Below are 15,999 nucleotides of genomic sequence, written 5' to 3'. Positions count from 1 at the left end.
GGGCTGCTTGGACAGCAACCCGCGTTGTCCGTGTTCTGCCTCGAGAGGGCAGACGGGTCTCAACTAGTCAGGACGGGAACCGGGGTCGAAGGACACCGGTGCAGGAGCGTGATCAGAAATATCCGCGGCGCGGATGGCGCCGGGCGCTGAAGTGTCAAAATTGAAGGCGCTTAACCAGGCCGCCGCACCGTACGATCCCACGGAGGCCGCGCTGCTTCCCGTGCCCGAAGCGGGTACGGCCGGAGCCTGGGAAGGGGCGGGCGAGGGGTCCGCCGTCGGCTGATCCTGGGCAGAATCGGGGCGGTCAACAGACGTCCACGACGCTGAAGAAGCAGGGGCAACCCCACCAACAGGCGCGGCACCAGTAGCAAAAGCAGCCTCAACAAACGGAATGGCCGACGTAGGCGCCGTGGAGGCAGCTTCGACGCCTGCCGGGACAGTTCCGGCGCTGGCGGGACTTTCCCCGTCGCCGCTCACGAGGGGCAGGTCGGGAAGCTCAACGGCCAGCGGTGCCGAGCCTGTTACCAAGTCCAAAACAGGCTGCAGCACAGGATCAAGCACCGGCAGCGCCTCGGCGACAGGTGAAATTACTGCCTCCGTCAATTCCGCCGCCGCGGCGTCGGCTGCCTGAGCAATAGGAACGGAGATGACCGATACCGCCTCGGCCGGCACCACATGGTTTACAACGGGTACCGAGTAAACCAGCTGGTCTGCAAGGCCCGAGGCGTCTCCCACGAGGGGCGTCAGCAGCCCCGGTGAGGAAACCGGCTCAGGTTTGGGCGTGGCGGGTGCGGGAGCAACAGGCAGCTTTTCCGTCACCGACGAAACTGAACCGGTGACGCCCCCCAACAGCGTAGTTGCGTCCGAAAGGGTATCGGCCGAAGCCGTGGATGCCGAAAACGTCAGCCACGTGAGGGCGGCAGCACCGGCAAGGAACACCGGCCGAAGGGCACGCAACGGCGAGCGATCACCAGCCATGCGTACCACCCCCAGTACTGATTGCATTCGAGTGGCTATAGCCTAAGACCGAATGTTGCAGGAAGTCTAGGGGCTGCTAAAACAACTCGACAAAATCGAAAACCTCAGGTCGAAGGAATCACAGACGGTCGCGGCCCGGTCACAGAGTTGACGCGGCGATCAAAGGGTTCCCGGTGTGCGCTGGTCAGTGCCGGTCATTTGGATAGCTGACGCCGAGCTGCGCGCGGACCCCGTCAAAGAGCCGCATGGTGTTCAACGTGTCCTCCAGTGGCATGACCGGGCTCTCGGTCAAGCCCTGCTGGATGCAGCGGGTTACTTCACGCAGTTCGTATGCGTACCCTCGGCCCACCACATCAAAAGCTTCGGTCCGGCGCTCGTCCCAACCTGTGGACACCGTCAGTTCCCCGGGGTTATTGATGGAGCCCACGCTCTGGAGGAAGCCGAGGCTGCCCGCAACTGTGGCGGTCCGGGGACCGTGGGCCAACAATGAGGACGTAAGCTGCACCTGCGCTCCGTGGTTGTAGCCCAGCGTCAGGGCGTTCTGGGCATCCACGCCGTCGTCGTTAATGAAGCCGGTGGCGCTAACCGTCTGCGGAAAACCGAGGGTGCCCAGGGCCCAGAGCAGCGGATAAACCGTAATGTCCAGCAGCGCTCCGCCTCCGTCCTGCCTGGCCCACAGCCTGGATGTGGGGGAGTAGGGGGCCGGAAAGCCAAGGTCCGCGGTTACCCAGTGGACTTCGCCGAGCTCTCCGGACGCTGCGATCTCAAAGGCCCGCTGCATGCTCGGCAGGAAGCGGCTCCAGACAGCCTCCATGAGGAAAAGCTTGCGGCTTCGGGCGAGGTCGATGAGTTCGGCTGCCTCGCGGGCGTTGATGGTGAAGGCTTTTTCGCACAGGACGTGCTTACCGGCGTTAAGCGCCGCAAGCACCATTTCGTAGTGCTGCGCGTGGGGCGTCGCCACGTAGACAACGTCCACCTCCTCATCTGCGAGCAGCCGCTGGTATCCGGGCACACCGCCGTCCTCGCCGTAGGCCTTCGCGAAGTCATATGCAACCGCAAAGGCGTCGGCCGTATCCTGGGCCCTCGAGCTGACGGCATACAGTTCGGCATCTGCGAGCAAGGCCAGGTCCTGGGACACGGAGCGGGCAATGCCGCCGGTGGCGATGATTCCCCAGCGGAGGGGGGCTCCGGTGGCGGAACGGGGATCCTGGTCTGGCTGGCTGAACAACCACGGCTTCGCGATGGGCGCACTCATGGTGCCCATCCTCTCATTGCAGTGCTGGAGGGATCCGCTATGACCTGCGGAAAGTGATAAGGGGTTCGCGGGTGGCGGGCACGGCACTCCGGCTGCGCACTGGCTCCTCCGTCAGCGGCTGTTATGAGCGTGCCACGAAGCCGTATCCCTTGTGGCACAGGAAAGCCCGGCCTCCAACGTGTGGAGGCCGGGCTTTCCTGCAAAAAGGTTGCTTACTTGGTGATCGGTTCCAGGACCGGATCGCCGACGTAGGCGCTCTTCACGTTGGCGGCCGTGACGATGACCGGTTCCAGCAGGTATGCGGGAACGGTCTTGACGCCGTTCTTGTAGGAGTCCTTGTCGTTGATCTCAGGCGTCTTGCCTGCCTGGAGGTCCTTCACCATGGTGATGGCGTGTTCAACGAGCTTGCGGGTGTCCTTGTTGATCGTGGAGTACTGCTCGCCGGCCATGATGGACTTGACGGATTCAACCTCGGAGTCCTGTCCGGTCACCACCGGAAGCGGCTTGCCGGCGCCCTTGACGGCAGTCAGGACTGCGCGGGCCAAGGTGTCATTCGGGGAAAGGACGCCGTCCAGGGACGCGCTGCCGTAGCTGCCGGTAAGCAGCGTGTCAGCGCGGCGCTGGGCGTTTTCAGCCTTCCAGCCCTGGGTCACTGCCTGCTCGAAGGTGGTCTGGCCGGAGAGCACCTTGAGGGTGCCGTCGTCGATCTTGGGCTTCAGGACGCTCATGGCGCCGTCGAAGAAGACCTTCGCGTTGGCATCGTCGGGGGAGCCGGCGAACAGTTCGATGTTGTACGGGCCCGAGGGCTTCTTCGCCTTGAGGCCTTCCAGCAGCGCCTGGCCCTGGAGCTCGCCAACCTTGAAGTTGTCGTAGGCCACGTAGTAGTCCACGTTCTCGGTGTTCAGCAACAGGCGGTCGTAGGCGATGATCGTGGCGCCGGCGTCTTTGGCCTGCTTCAGCTGGGTGCCCAGCTGCGAGCCGTCGATGGCTCCCACGATGATCACCTTGGCGCCCTTGGTGACCATGGCGCTGATCTGGTTCTGCTGTTCGGACACGCCGCCGTTGGCGAACTGGACGTCAGCCTTGAACCCGGCACCGTTAAGGCCGTCATTGAACAACTTCTCGGCGAGGACCCAGTTTTCACTGGTTTTCTGCGGGAGCGCGACACCGATGGAGGAATTCTGTTCGAAGCCGCCGGCGCCTGCGGTGCCGCCGCCTGTCGGGGTTTCAGACCGTCCGCAGCCTGTCAGCGCCAGTGCTGCAATGGCAGCTACTGCTGCTGCCTTCCCTGCTTTGCCAATCATTCGCATTGTTGGTTCTCTTTCTTTTAGTGGTGTAACGCTGTTCAGGCTTAATTGCTAGGCTTCCCTGGCGATCGCTTCCTTGGTGGAGGTGGTTTCGTCGGGCTGGAGAGGGGTGCTGGGGCCGCCGCCGGAGGGACGGCCGCCCCTCATCAGCAGGCCAATGATGGACTTCTTGCCCTGGCTCTTGTTGTAGACGTCGAAAGCGACGGCGATCAGGAGCACCAGCCCCTTGATGATCTGGGTGAGGTCCGCGCCGACGCCGAGCAGTTGGAGGCCGTTGTTCAGTACAGCCATGACCAGGCCACCAATGATGGAGCCGACGACGGTGCCCACGCCGCCCGTCACCGCGGCGCCGCCGATGAAAACGGCGGCGATCGCGTCAAGTTCCCAGCCGACGCCGTCGAACGGTCCTGAAGCGGTGGAGCGGCCCACGAAGATCATGCCGGCCAGTCCGGCGAGGATGGACATGTTCATCATGACCAGGAAGTTGACCTTCTTGGACTGGACACCTGAGAGCTCGGCAGCATGCCGGTTGCCACCCACGGCATAGACATGGCGGCCCAGGATGGTGCGGGAGGAGATGAAGCCGTACAGCAGTACCAGTACGGCCAGGATCAGGCCCGGGATGGGGAACGAAGTGCCGGGACGGCCCGTGGCGAACAGGTACGTGGCGTAGAGGATGGCGCCGCAGATCAGGACCAGCTTGAGGGCCATGACCCACATTTCGGGTACTTCGGCGCCGAGTGCCTTGGCCCGGGCCCGGGAGCGGAGCTCGCCCCACACTACGAATGCGACGGCCGCGATGCCCAGCAGCAGGGTGAGGTTGTTGTAGCCGAAGTTGGGGCCCACCTCGGGGAGGTAGCCGGAGCCGAGGTACTGGAAATCGGCGGGGACCGGAATGGTGTTGGACTTGCCCACAAACTGGTTGAAGCCGCGGAACAGGAGCATGCCTGCCAGGGTCACGATGAAGGCCGGAATGCCCACGTAGGCGGTCCACCAGCCTTGCCAGGCGCCGATCACCGCGCCCAGTACCAGGCCAAGCAGCACGCCGGCGTACCAGGGGATGCCCCAGTCGCGGATGGCCAGGGCTACGGTGACGCCGACAAACGCAGCCACGGAGCCCACCGAAAGATCGATGTGGCCGGCGATGATCACCAGGACCATGCCGATGGCCAGGATCAGGATGTAGGAGTTGCCGTTGAAGAGGTTGATGACGTTGCCGGGGGTGAGGGTCCGGCCTTCGGTGGCGATCTGGAAGAAGACGATCAGTGCCACCAGGGCGAAGATCATGCCGAATTGACGGGTGTTTCCGCCAAACAGCTTTTTGAGGGCGTTCATGGTGTCAGTCCTTGTGTCCGGAAGGTTCTGGGATGATCCAGGGGATCAGGCGGCTTTACGGGCGGAGGTCATCAGTTTCATCAGGCTTTCCTGGCTGGCCTCGTCTTTGTTCAGGACACCTGTGATGGCGCCTTCGAAAATGGTGTAGATGCGGTCTGACAGGCCAAGGAGTTCCGGGAGTTCCGAGGAGATCACGATGACTCCCTTGCCCTGGTTGGCCAGTTGCTGGATGATGCCGTAGATCTCGTACTTGGCGCCAACGTCGATGCCGCGGGTGGGTTCGTCCAGGATCAGGAGGTCGGGGTCGGTGAACATCCACTTGGCGAGGACCACCTTCTGCTGGTTGCCGCCGGAAAGTTTCGCGACTCCTTCCTCCACCGACGGAGTCTTGGTGCGCAGCGACTTGCGGTACTGCTCCGCCACGGTGAATTCCTGGTTCGGGTCCACTACGAAATTACGGCTGATCTTGCGAAGGTTGGCCGACACGGTGGTGGTCTTGATGTCGTCCAGCAGGTTCAGTCCCAGCGACTTGCGGTCTTCGGTGACGTAGCCCAGCCCGGCATCGATGGCCTGCCGGACGGACTTAAGGGTGATTTCCTTTCCGTCCTTGTAGATGTGGCCGCTGATGAAGCGGCCGTAGGAACGGCCGAAAACGGAGCGGGCGAGTTCGGTGCGGCCCGCGCCCATCAGGCCGGCGAACCCCACGATCTCGCCGCGGCGGACGAAGAAGCTTGAGTTCTTGCAGACCAGCCGGTCCTGCACATTGGGATGTGCAACGGTCCAGTCCTTGACCTCGAAGAACACGTCGCCGATTTTGGGCGTGTGGTCCGGGAACCGGGATTCGAGCGCGCGGCCCACCATGCCCTTGATGATGCGGTCCTCGTCCACGCCGTCGGCCTTCACGTTCAGCGTTTCGATGGACTTGCCGTCACGGATGATGGTGATCTCATCGGCGATCTGCTCGATCTCGTTGAGCTTGTGGGAAATGATGATGCTGGTGATGCCCTTGGCTTTCAGGCCCAGCATCAGGTCCAGCAGGTGCTGGGAATCAGACTCGTTCAAAGCGGCCGTGGGCTCGTCCAGGATGAGGATCTTCACGGACTTGTTCAGGGCCTTGGCGATTTCCACCAGCTGCTGCTTGCCTACGCCGATTTCCTTGATGGGCGTTTCCGGGTCCTCCCGCAGGCCCACGCGGGCCAGCAGGTCAAGGGAACGAAGCCGCGCTTCTGCCCAGTCGATGACGCCGCGCTTGGTGGGCTCGTTGCCCAGGAAGATGTTCTCCATAATGGACAGTTCCGGGATCAGCGCGAGTTCCTGGTGGATGATCACGATGCCGGCATGTTCGCTGGCCCGGATGTCCCGGAACTGCTGCACCTGGCCCTGGTAGACGATGTCGCCGTCGTAGCTGCCGTACGGGTAGACGCCGGAGAGGACCTTCATCAGGGTGGATTTGCCGGCGCCGTTTTCGCCGCAGATGGCGTGGATTTCCCCGGCCTTCACGCGCAGGCTCACGTTGTCCAACGCTTTAACGCCGGGGAATTCCTTGGTGATGGACCGCATCTCAAGGATGATCGGTTCCGTTTGCGTGGTCTGGGACGTCATGAACCCTAACCCTCCAATGCAATGACTTCTTTGTCCGGCCGGCAAAGCGCAGGGCCGTCTGATCCAAAAGTAAACTGGATCACTGCTGTTGTCGTCAAGTCTTTAACGCAAACCGGGCATAACGAAACGGTCTACGTCTTGCGGATTCCGGCATGCTGGAACACCAGGGCGGCCGCCCCGAGCGCTTCCGCCCGGTCCCCCAGGGAGGACATGGCAAGGGTTGTGGTCTCGCCGATGACAGGCACCGCGTGCCTGATGAGACCCCGCCTGATCGGGTCCAGGAGAATGTCGCCGAGGCCTGCCAGCGGGCCTCCCACCACTATCACTTCCGGGTTGATCAGGTTGGCCACGTTGCCCAGGGCGCGGCCTACGGCGAGGCCTGCATCGTCGATCACCCGGAGCGTGGCGGAGTCCCGTGCCAGGGCCTTGCGCACGATGTCCGCGGGCGTCAGCGGCCGGTCTTCGCCGCGGCTGAGGAGTTCGATCATGGTGGTGGTGGAGGCGATGGTCTCCAGGCATCCGCGGTTGCCGCAGCGGCACACCAATCCCTGTTCGTGGATGGTGGCGTGGCCAATTTCGCCGGTGATTCCCACGTTCCCGTAGTAGGGGGCGCCGTTGAGGATAAGTCCGGCACCGATGCCGGATCCGATCTTGAGGAAGAGCAGGTTACTGACCCCCGAATGGTGCCCCCAGGTCACCTCTGACCAGGCGCCCAGATTGGCGTCGTTGTCAACAAAAACCGGGATTTTTAGCGTTTCTTCAAGGTATTGGAGGATGTTGATGCCCACCCATTCCGGCAGGATGGCCCCCTGCGCCACCGTCCCGGTGCGCCGGTCGATGGGACCGGGAATTCCGACGCCGGCACCCACCACGGCGGTGCGTTCGACACCGCTTTCCCGCAGCAGTTTCTCCAACAGGGCCATTGCCGCCTGGACCCCTTCTTCGGCCTGGTGGCCAAGGGGAAGCATCACGGATTCCTCCGCGATCACGTGGTAACTGAGCGAGGCCAGGACCACGCGGAGGTGCCGTCGCCCGAAGTCGATGCCTACGGCCACGGCACCGTTGCTATTCAGCCGGACGTTCAGTGCGCGGCGGCCGGAACTGGTGGTAGGTTCCGCCGATGCCAGGCCGGAATCCAGCATGATCTTGACGATGTTGGAAACCGTCGCCGTGGAGAGGCCTGTCTGCCGGGCAAGTTCGGCCTGCGTGGCGGGGCCGACCATCAGCGTTTCAATGATCCGTTGTTGGTTCAGCTGCCGCAGGGCGGATTGGGAGCCGGGATTCTTGGGCTTGCTCCTCGTTGAGCGCGGGATTGCGGACATGCTAAGAAGATTGCCCTATCCCCAGTCTTGTAGTCAAGAAGTTAACGCATCGGATGGGTTTGATCCTTTTGTGGACGGGTAAGTCAATCCGCCCTCGGACGGGTGTGGGAGGGTGCAAACAGTCCTGGGGGCGCGGCTGAGGCCTCGCTACTCTGGACAGAGGGCCCCACCCGGGGGCCCCGGATATGGAAGGTGGGCCAGTGCTGCTGGCAGTTCTGCAGGCTAACTCCGCGGTCCTCGACATTGAGGCCAACTGCCGCACTATCACCGCTGCTGCCCGGGATGCGGCTGCCCGTGGGGCGGCAGTCCTGGTCACCCCTGAGCTCTTCCCCGTGGGCTATGCCCCGCGCCGGGTGCGCACGGAACTGGAGCCTTCCCTCCTGCCGGCGCTCCAGGAGCGGCTGGCCGGGATCGCACGCGACAACGGCATCGCACTGGTCTACAGCCTTCCCCGCCTCTCCGGGCAGGGGGACTGGCAGATCAGCGCCACCCTTGTGGACGCAAGGGGCAAGAACCTGCTCAGCTATGGCAAGGTGCACCTGTTCGGCCCCGACGAGCGGGCGGCCTTCAGCCCCGCCGGGGAACGGCCCGGTGTGGTGGATTTCAACGGGATACCCACCTCGATGGTGATCTGCTACGACGTCGAATTTCCGGAGTCCGTGCGGGCCGCGGCCGTGGGCGGGGCGGAGCTGCTGCTGGTCCCCACCGCGCTGGCGCACGGCTTCGACGACGTCCCGCAGGTCCTGCTCCGTGCGCGGGCACTCGAGAGCCAGCTGACCATCGCCTACGCCAACCACTCCGGGGAGGAGGACGGGTGCAGGTTCCTCGGCGGCAGCGTTGTTGCAGGGCCCGACGGCGGGCTGCTGGCGGAGGCAGGCGGGGAGCCGCAGCTTCTTTATGCCGAGGTGGATCCTGGCGCCGCCGCCCGTGAGCGCCGGGCCGTTCCGTACCTGGATGAGCGCCGCCCGGACGTCTACCGGTCCTGGGGCCTCTGAACCGGGCCCACAGCTACGCGCTGTCCCGCACCTGGCCGTCCGGTGCAGCGTCCTCCGCATACTGCAGCGCGATCCACAGCTCGGCCCTGGCCTGGGCCTGCCCCAGATCCATGCCCAGCAGCTCCGCCACGGCATTGATCTGGCGGCGCACGCTGTTCCGGTGCAGCCCAAGGTCCTTGGCGGTGGCGTCCCAGCTTCCGTGGGCGGCCAGCCAGGACCGAAGGAGCCGTAGCTGCGAGGCCCGGCGTTCGGCGTCGAGCTCCAGGACGGGCGCGAGAATGCGCGCGGCCAGCAGGGCGCCCGCATCGCTGCCCAGCAGGCCGGTAACGGACCACGTCAGCTCCTCTTCCCTGAGGCTCCTTCCTGCCGCCGCCACGCGCGGGCGCAGGGCGCTGGCCCTCCGGTACGCGTCGGCGAGGCCTGGCAGCCCCGTGGGTTCACCCACCACCAGCCGCCAGCCCAGCTGTTCCACCTCGGACAGCAGTGGCTCGTCAACTTTGAGCCTCGTCACGGCCGTGAACCCATAATCGGTGAGCTCCACCATTTTGGTGTCGAACAGCCTGCGCCATTGGAGCAGCTCCCGCACCGGCCCGTCGGCTGCAGGGGCGGCAGCGGCCTGTGCCCGGACCCCCTGGACCACCCGGACCTGGCCTTGCCTGGTTCCCGAGACGCTTTGGGCCAGCAAGTCCTGAAGGCTGCCCAGCCCGCGGCTGTTGCCGTCGGTCAGGCTCTCCGGGTGGAGGAGCAGGGCTGTGGCCAGCTGGCTGGGGGCCAGGGAGCCGCTGGTCCGCTGCCGCACGAGCAACTCCAGCAGGCCCACCACGGAGGACACCACATTGTTCTGCGCCGGGGTGAGCGGCCTGCCCGTGCCCAGCACCAGGCTGCCGAGCGTGGCGTCCCTGGTGCTCCGGAGCGGGTGGCCGAACACCAAGGTAGATCCTTCGGACGTTTCCAGTGTTTCCGTCTCCACGCGGGGGCCGCTGCCGCTGAGGAGCCGTTTGAGCAGCGGCTGCAGCTGGGAGAGCCCGACGGCGGCCCCCGCCCGGGCGCGCACCCTCCCGTCCGTGCCCACAAGGACGGCCCATACGGGAACACGCTGGATCAGCGCCGCCAGCAGCTCGTGTTCCGGCCGGGCGGAAAGGACCGCCCTCATGAGGTGCCGGTTGGTCTCCGCCAACTGGCGGAACACCTGCGCGTTGCCGGATTCGAGGAGCTTGGAAAACTCAAGGCCCAGGGCGGCGAAGGGAACGGTGGCCGGGACCTCCACGAGGGTGAGCCCGTGCTGCCGGCAGGCCGCCACCACGTGGGCGGGTACGGCGTCGTAATACGGCTCCAGGCCGAAGCCCAGGGCCGCAACCCCGGCAGCCACGAGCCGCCGGACGTACTCATCCGCTCTCGCGGGGCCGCTGCCGCCGCCCTCACGGAAGGGCAGTCCGGCCGTGAGGACGAATTCGCCGTCGAGCAGGTACGGCGTGGGGTCCTCCAGTTCGCTGGGTTCCACCCAGCGCAGCGGTGCCTGCCCGTTGCCGGCGTCGTTCAGCACCACCACTTCGCGCGGCAGGGCTGCCAGGAACCGTTCCAGCGTTACGGCGTCCAGCTGGTCCGGGCGGTCACTGGCGGATGGTGCATTGCGTCTCATGAATGAAGACTATAGGTCACTTTGCACATCGTTGAGATGCTCCTCACAACCCTACGCTGGGGGAGGGGAAACCAGTTCAACCATTCACCGACACGAACGGACGTCAACGATGACTGTGCCTACACTCTCCGGTCACGCACCGGCCGGCAGCAGCGGAACAAGCGGCCGCCCGACCCTGGCCGCGCAACTGCTGCGCCGCAAACCCATCGCCCAGATGGTCAGCGAGGCGGCAAGCAACGACGGCGGCCCCCGCCTGGTCCGCAGTTTCGGGGTGCTTCAGCTGACCATGATCTCCGTGGGCGCAACCCTTGGCACCGGCATCCTGGTGATCCTGGGCGAATCCGTTCCGCTGGCCGGGCCCGCCATCTGGATTTCCTTCGCGATCGCCGGCCTGGCAGCGCTGCTGTCCGCTGTTTCGTATGCCGAGATGGCAGGGATGGTCCCGGTGGCAGGCTCCAGCTACTCCTATACCTACGCCACCATGGGCGAGGGGATGGCGTGGATCTGCGGCTGGTGCCTGGTGCTGGAGTACGCGGTGTCCGTCGCCGCAGTCGCCGTGGGCGCGGGGCAGTATGTGAATGAAGCGCTGGCGGTGTTCGGTTCCGTCCTCCCGGACGCGGTGTCCCAGCCGCCCGGGGACGGCGGCCTGGTCAACGTCCCGGCCATGGTCATCGTGGTGCTCGCAACGATCCTCCTGGTCCGCGGCGCGAAGGAGAGCGCCTGGATCAACACGTCCATCGTGGTGGTGAAGGTGGGCATCCTGCTGTTCTTCTGCGTCGTAGCCTTCACTGCGTTCAACGCCGGAAACTTCGAGCCGCTGCTGCCGATGGGCGCAGCCGGCGTCTCAGCCGCCGCCTCCCGGGTGTTCTTCTCCTACATCGGGTTCGATGCCGCCTCCACCGCAGGCGAAGAAGCCCGCGACCCCAAGCGCGACCTGCCCCGCGCCATCATGCTCTCCATGCTGATCGTCACCACCATCTACGTCCTGGTTGCGGTTGCCGCCATCGGCGCCCGGCCGTGGGGCTGGTTCGACGGGACCGAGGCCGCCCTGGTGAAGATCCTTGAGGAAACCACAGGCCAGCCATGGATTGCCCTGGTCTTCGCGGTGGGCGCCGTCCTGGCCATTGCCAGCATCGTCCTCACCGTGCTGTACGGGCAGACGCGCATCCTGCTGTCGATGGCCCGCGACGGCCTCATTCCGAAAATCTTCGGCCGCGTTTCCCGCCGCACCGGCACCCCCGTTGCCGGCACGCTCCTGGTGGGCATCGCCGTCGCGCTCACTGCCGGCCTTGTGCCGCTCGGCGCGCTCGCGGACGCCACCAGCATCGGCACCCTGTTCGCCTTCGCACTGGTGAACGTCGCCGTCGTCTACCTCCGCCGTACCCGGCCGGAGCTGGAGCGGACCTTCCGCGTGCCGCTCTTCCCGCTCACGCCCATCCTCGGGGCCGCCATGTGCGCCTACCTGATGGTCAACCTCGGCGCAGACACCTGGGTGGTCTTTGCCCTCTGGATGCTGGTGGGCGCTGCCGCCTACTTCGGCTACGGCCGGCGGAACTCGCGACTGGCGGCCCTCAGCAACGAGGAATACCGTGGACTTGCCGGACCGCAACTTTCACCACAGCCCACCCCCGAACCGTCAAAGGCAGAACTTCCATGACCACCGCCACCGAACTGCCGGCCTCAGATCCGTCCAGCACCACGGCCACCCGGGCCGCCGGCCCTACGGGAGACGGCGCCGCCGCCGGCCCCATCACCATGCTGAACCCGGACTTTCCGTTCAGCTACGACCATTACCTGGCCCACCCGGACGGACTGGGCTCTGTTCCACCTGAACTGCTGGGGACCGAGGTGGCCGTCATCGGGGCGGGCCTGTCCGGCCTGGTCGCCGCCTACGAGCTCATGAAGCTCGGACTGCGGCCGGTGGTCTATGAAGCGGACCAGATCGGCGGGCGCCTCCGCACCGCCTCATTCCCCGCGGCGCCCGGAGTGGTGGCGGACCTCGGCGGCATGCGGTTCCCGGAATCCGGCAAGGCGTTCTACCACTACGTGGACCTGCTGGGGCTGGACACCCAGGAGTTCCCCAACCCGCTGTCCCCGGCCACGTCCAGCACCGTGATTGAGCTGGCCGGCAAGAAGCACTATGCGGAAAAGCCCGGCGACCTGCCGCCGTTCTTCAGGGAAGTGGCGGACGCCTGGAAGGCCGCCGTCAACGACGGCGCCAAGTTCGTCGAGATGCAGGAAGCCATCCGAGCCCGCGACACGGCCCGGATCAAGGAACTCTGGAACGGCCTGCTGCCGCTGATGGACGAACAGACCTTCTACGGCTTCATTGCGGCCAGCGAGTCCTTCAAGGAGGCGGGCTTCGCACACCGGGAGGCCTTCGGCCAGGTGGGTTTCGGCACCGGCGGATGGGACACCGACTTCCCGAACTCCATCCTGGAGATCCTCCGCGTGGTCTACACCGACGCGGACGACCAGCACCGCCTCATCAGCGGCGGAGCGCAGAGGCTGCCCGAGGCACTGTGGCAGCACGCGCCGTCGGGCATGGTGCACTGGCCGGAAGGAACGTCCCTGGCCTCCCTGCACTCCGGTTCGCCCCGCGGCGCAGTCGGCCGGATCAGCCGCGACGCCGACGGCAACCTGCGGATCCGCGAACGGTGGGGCCGCGAAGCCACCTACCCCGCAGTGGTGGCCACATGCCAGTCCTGGCTGCTGTCCACGCGCATCCACACCGAGGAGGCGCTGTTCCCCGCCGAACTGTGGACAGCGATCGAACGCTCGCACTACATGCAGTCCTCCAAGACGTTCGTCATGGTGGACCGGCCGTTCTGGAAGGACATCGACCCGGACACCGGCAACGAGGTCCTGTCCATGACGCTGACCGACCGGCTCAACCGCGCCACCTACCTGTTGGACAACGGCCCGGACAAGCCCGCCGTCATCCTGCTCTCCTACACGTGGAACGACGACGCACTGAAGTGGCTGGCGCTGGACGCTGACGAACGCGTGGAACTGATGCTGCACTCGCTCGAGCAGATCTACCCGGGCGTGGACATTGCCGGCCACATCGTGGGCCAGCCCATTACGGTGTCCTGGGAGGCCGACCCCAACTTCATGGGCGCCTTCAAGGCAAACCTGCCCGGCCATTACCGGTACCAGCAGCGGCTGTTCACCCACTTCAAGCAGGACGCGCTGCCGGCCTCCCAGCGCGGGATCTTCCTGGCCGGCGACGACGTCTCCTTCACCGCCGGCTGGGCGGAAGGCGCCGTGACCACCGGCCTTAACGCCGTGTGGGGCGTGGTGAACCACCTGGGCGGCTCGTCAGCGCCGGGCAACCCGGGTCCGGGCGAGCTGCTGGACGCGATCGGGCCGATCAGCCTCGATTAGGCGTGCAGCTCCCGGTGGGCCCGGGCCAGTTCAACGTAGCGCGCGGCGTTGGCCCGGACGCCGTCGTACTCTTCGTCGGTGAGTTCCCGGCGGACCTTTCCCGGAACGCCCGCCACGAGCGAGCGGGGCGGGACAACGGTGCCTTCGAGCACCACGGCGCCGGCCGCTACCAGCGAGCCGGCGCCGATCACTGCGCCGTTGAGCACTGTTGCGCCCATGCCGATCAGGCAGTCGTCCTCCACAGTGCAGCCATGGACGACGGCGGCGTGCCCCACGCTGACGCGTTCGCCCACCGTGCAGGGGAAGCCTGGGTCCGCGTGCAGCACCACATTGTCCTGCAGGTTGCTGCCCTCGCCGACGGTGATGACGGCGGTGTCAGCCCGCACGGAGACACCGTAAAAGGCGCTGGAATCCCGGGCGAGGGTGGCGTTGCCGATGATCGACGCCGTGGGTGCGACAAAGGCGGAATCGTGGACAGCCGGGGTGTTTCCGGCGAAAGGGTAAAGAGGAGCCATGCGCCAAGCCTAGGACACCTACGCCCCACCCCAACCAGGTAGCGCCAAGTGTCGTTTTGAAACCTCAAAACGACACTTGGCGCTACCTGGTTGGGTTCGGGGTTACCTGCGGTGAGGGGTGCGCAGGACCAGGAACTGGTAGTGCTGCGTCCAGTGCCCGGCGCCGGGGCCGGACTCGGCGCCTGTTCCCTCCGGCCACGTGACAAAGTCCTCGACCCTGCCGTGGCGGCCAAAGACTTCCCGGACCGTGGCGTCGCTGCGGCGGCTGAAAAAGCGGGGCTCGCCGTCGTCGTCCTCCGGATTCAGCACCTCTTCATCCTCACCGGACCAGAGGCCGACGGCGATCGGGGCGCCGGGCGCGGCGACCCGCACCAGCTCGGCCAGGACGGCATCGATCTCGCTGGCGGGAATGTGCAGCAGCGTGCTCATGGTCCACAGGGCAGGGAAGGCGCCGCTGGGGAACGGCAGGGCCCGGACGCTGGCCACCGAGACGTCAAGGCCCCGCGCCCTGGCCCGGCGGACCTGCCCTTCGGCGAGGTCCACGCCCGTGTAGTGGATGCCGGCCTCAACGAACTTCAGGCCGTCGAGCCCGGTCCCGGTCCCCACTTCCAGGACGGAATGCCGCCCTTCGGACTTCAGCAGGGCAATAAAGCGGTCGCGTTGCTCCACACGGCTATGCGACGGCGGGTAGTCAGCCCCGGAGGCGGCACGGCGGTTGTAGAAGTCGGCGAGGCGCCGCTCGGCATCCGTAGTGGCCGGATCCATCCCGCCTCCCCGCCTTCCTTAAGACGGCCGTCAGTTAAAGACGACGGTCCGGTTGCCGTCCAGGAGCACGCGGTGCTCTGCGTGCCACTGCACCGCCTGGACCAGGGTGCGGCCTTCCACGTCCCTGCCCATCTGCACGAACTGTTCCGGCGTCCGCGCGTGGTCCACCCGGATGACTTCCTGCTCGATGATGGGACCCTCGTCCAGCGCCGCTGTCACGTAGTGGGCGGTGGCGCCGATGAGCTTCACACCGCGGGCATGCGCCTGGTGGTAGGGCTTGGCACCCTTGAAGGACGGCAGGAAGGAGTGGTGGATGTTGATGGCCTTGCCGGTCAGCTCCGTGCAGAGCTCATCGGAGAGGATCTGCATGTAACGGGCCAGGACGGTCAGCTCGATGTCGTGCTCGGCCATGATGGCCCGGAGTTTGTCCTCCGCCTGGGCCTTGGTGTCCGGGGTGACCGGGATGTAGTGGAACGGGATGCCGTAGAACTCAGCGAGCCCGGCGAGGTCCTGGTGGTTGGAGACGATGGCGGGGATCTCGATGGGCAGCGTCCCGGAGCGCTGCTGGAACAGGAGGTCGTTGAGGCAGTGGGCAGAGGTACTGGCCATGACCAGGGTGCGCACTTTCTGGCCCACGGTGTTGAGGCTCCACTGCATCCCGAACGCCTCGGCCACCGGCTCAAGGGCAGCGCGCAGCTCGGACTTGGCCGCCGCCGTCGTCACCTCTACCCGCATGAAGAAGTTGCCCGTGGCAGGGCTGCCGTACTGCTGCGAATCCGTAATATTGCAGCCCGCCACCAGCAGGGCGCCGGCCACCGCGTGGACAATTCCGGGACGGTCCGGGCAGGACAGGGTAACTACGTAGGCTTGGTTCAGCTGCTCTTCACTCACGCGTACAA

Annotated in this window: 13 protein-coding genes; 3 read left to right on the top strand and 10 right to left on the bottom strand. The window is 65.8% G+C overall.

The window, feature by feature from the left end; translation table 11 throughout:
• Positions 1-63 precede the first annotated feature (63 nt).
• From GK109_RS04220 to GK109_RS04195, 6 genes are all read right to left on the bottom strand, one after another.
• Positions 64-978 (bottom strand): hypothetical protein, encoded by a 915-nt coding sequence (locus tag GK109_RS04220; RefSeq protein ID WP_157238774.1) that lies wholly within the window; start codon positions 976-978, stop codon positions 64-66.
• 184 nt (positions 979-1,162) lie between these two features.
• Positions 1,163-2,233, bottom strand: a complete 1,071-nt coding sequence (locus tag GK109_RS04215) for a Gfo/Idh/MocA family protein (RefSeq protein ID WP_157238773.1) — start codon at positions 2,231-2,233, stop codon at positions 1,163-1,165.
• Between the two features lie 212 nt (positions 2,234-2,445).
• Complete coding sequence (locus GK109_RS04210) at positions 2,446-3,543, bottom strand: sugar-binding protein (protein WP_157238772.1); 1,098 nt, start codon at positions 3,541-3,543, stop codon at positions 2,446-2,448.
• A 48-nt stretch (positions 3,544-3,591) separates the two neighbouring features.
• The gene (mmsB, locus tag GK109_RS04205) at positions 3,592-4,875 is read right to left on the bottom strand and encodes a multiple monosaccharide ABC transporter permease (RefSeq protein WP_157238771.1); all 1,284 of its coding nucleotides are present in this window, start codon (positions 4,873-4,875) and stop codon (positions 3,592-3,594) included.
• A 45-nt stretch (positions 4,876-4,920) separates the two neighbouring features.
• On the bottom strand, positions 4,921-6,477 hold the full coding sequence (mmsA, locus tag GK109_RS04200) for a multiple monosaccharide ABC transporter ATP-binding protein (RefSeq protein ID WP_157238770.1): 1,557 nt from the start codon (positions 6,475-6,477) through the stop codon (positions 4,921-4,923).
• A gap of 131 nt (positions 6,478-6,608) precedes the next feature.
• Positions 6,609-7,799: an ROK family transcriptional regulator gene (locus GK109_RS04195; RefSeq protein WP_157238769.1), complete on the bottom strand. Its 1,191-nt coding sequence runs from the start codon at positions 7,797-7,799 to the stop codon at positions 6,609-6,611.
• Between the two features lie 200 nt (positions 7,800-7,999).
• Between GK109_RS04195 and GK109_RS04190 the strand changes: the two genes are divergently transcribed.
• Positions 8,000-8,794: a carbon-nitrogen hydrolase family protein gene (locus GK109_RS04190; RefSeq protein ID WP_370460392.1), complete on the top strand. Its 795-nt coding sequence runs from the start codon at positions 8,000-8,002 to the stop codon at positions 8,792-8,794.
• A 13-nt stretch (positions 8,795-8,807) separates the two neighbouring features.
• Here the strand turns inward: GK109_RS04190 and GK109_RS04185 are convergent, their stop codons facing one another.
• Positions 8,808-10,433 (bottom strand): PucR family transcriptional regulator, encoded by a 1,626-nt coding sequence (locus GK109_RS04185; RefSeq protein ID WP_157238767.1) that lies wholly within the window; start codon positions 10,431-10,433, stop codon positions 8,808-8,810.
• A 109-nt stretch (positions 10,434-10,542) separates the two neighbouring features.
• Here GK109_RS04185 and GK109_RS04180 point away from each other — a divergent pair, with 109 nt between their 5' ends.
• Together GK109_RS04180 and GK109_RS04175 are read left to right on the top strand one after the other, a co-directional pair.
• Complete coding sequence (locus GK109_RS04180) at positions 10,543-12,090, top strand: amino acid permease (RefSeq protein WP_157238766.1); 1,548 nt, start codon at positions 10,543-10,545, stop codon at positions 12,088-12,090.
• Positions 12,087-13,820, top strand: a complete 1,734-nt coding sequence (locus tag GK109_RS04175) for an NAD(P)/FAD-dependent oxidoreductase (RefSeq protein WP_197432396.1) — start codon at positions 12,087-12,089, stop codon at positions 13,818-13,820. Before GK109_RS04180 ends, GK109_RS04175 begins: the two co-directional genes overlap by 4 nt.
• Here GK109_RS04175 and GK109_RS04170 read toward each other — a convergent pair.
• From GK109_RS04170 to purU, 3 genes are all read right to left on the bottom strand, one after another.
• Positions 13,817-14,335, bottom strand: a complete 519-nt coding sequence (locus GK109_RS04170) for a gamma carbonic anhydrase family protein (RefSeq protein WP_157238765.1) — start codon at positions 14,333-14,335, stop codon at positions 13,817-13,819. The genes GK109_RS04175 and GK109_RS04170 overlap by 4 nt on opposite strands.
• Positions 14,336-14,437: 102 nt before the next feature.
• Positions 14,438-15,100, bottom strand: coding sequence for a class I SAM-dependent methyltransferase (locus GK109_RS04165; RefSeq protein WP_157238764.1), 663 nt, complete (start codon positions 15,098-15,100; stop codon positions 14,438-14,440).
• A gap of 30 nt (positions 15,101-15,130) precedes the next feature.
• Positions 15,131-15,991, bottom strand: a complete 861-nt coding sequence (gene purU, locus GK109_RS04160; protein WP_321215700.1) for a formyltetrahydrofolate deformylase — start codon at positions 15,989-15,991, stop codon at positions 15,131-15,133.
• Positions 15,992-15,999: the final 8 nt, after the last annotated feature.

The sequence above is a fragment of the Pseudarthrobacter sp. GA104 genome (assembly GCF_009741265.1).
In the GTDB taxonomy this organism is placed as follows: domain Bacteria; phylum Actinomycetota; class Actinomycetes; order Actinomycetales; family Micrococcaceae; genus Arthrobacter.
Note: the sequence above shows the minus strand (reverse complement) of the source record. Positions and strands in the feature narration are given on the sequence as shown.

What these genes read in the sequence shown, in the direction of transcription:
- GK109_RS04175 (WP_197432396.1), top strand. Translation starts at nt 12,087, where the DNA reads ATGACCACCGCCACCGAACTGCCGGCCTCAGATCCGTCCAGCACCACG.
- GK109_RS04170 (WP_157238765.1), bottom strand. Translation starts at nt 14,335, where the DNA reads ATGGCTCCTCTTTACCCTTTCGCCGGAAACACCCCGGCTGTCCACGAT.
- mmsA (WP_157238770.1), bottom strand. Translation starts at nt 6,477, where the DNA reads ATGACGTCCCAGACCACGCAAACGGAACCGATCATCCTTGAGATGCGG.
- GK109_RS04210 (WP_157238772.1), bottom strand. Translation starts at nt 3,543, where the DNA reads ATGCGAATGATTGGCAAAGCAGGGAAGGCAGCAGCAGTAGCTGCCATT.
- GK109_RS04180 (WP_157238766.1), top strand. Translation starts at nt 10,543, where the DNA reads ATGACTGTGCCTACACTCTCCGGTCACGCACCGGCCGGCAGCAGCGGA.
- mmsB (WP_157238771.1), bottom strand. Translation starts at nt 4,875, where the DNA reads ATGAACGCCCTCAAAAAGCTGTTTGGCGGAAACACCCGTCAATTCGGC.
- GK109_RS04165 (WP_157238764.1), bottom strand. Translation starts at nt 15,100, where the DNA reads ATGGATCCGGCCACTACGGATGCCGAGCGGCGCCTCGCCGACTTCTAC.
- GK109_RS04220 (WP_157238774.1), bottom strand. Translation starts at nt 978, where the DNA reads ATGGCTGGTGATCGCTCGCCGTTGCGTGCCCTTCGGCCGGTGTTCCTT.
- GK109_RS04215 (WP_157238773.1), bottom strand. Translation starts at nt 2,233, where the DNA reads ATGAGTGCGCCCATCGCGAAGCCGTGGTTGTTCAGCCAGCCAGACCAG.
- GK109_RS04185 (WP_157238767.1), bottom strand. Translation starts at nt 10,433, where the DNA reads ATGAGACGCAATGCACCATCCGCCAGTGACCGCCCGGACCAGCTGGAC.
- GK109_RS04195 (WP_157238769.1), bottom strand. Translation starts at nt 7,799, where the DNA reads ATGTCCGCAATCCCGCGCTCAACGAGGAGCAAGCCCAAGAATCCCGGC.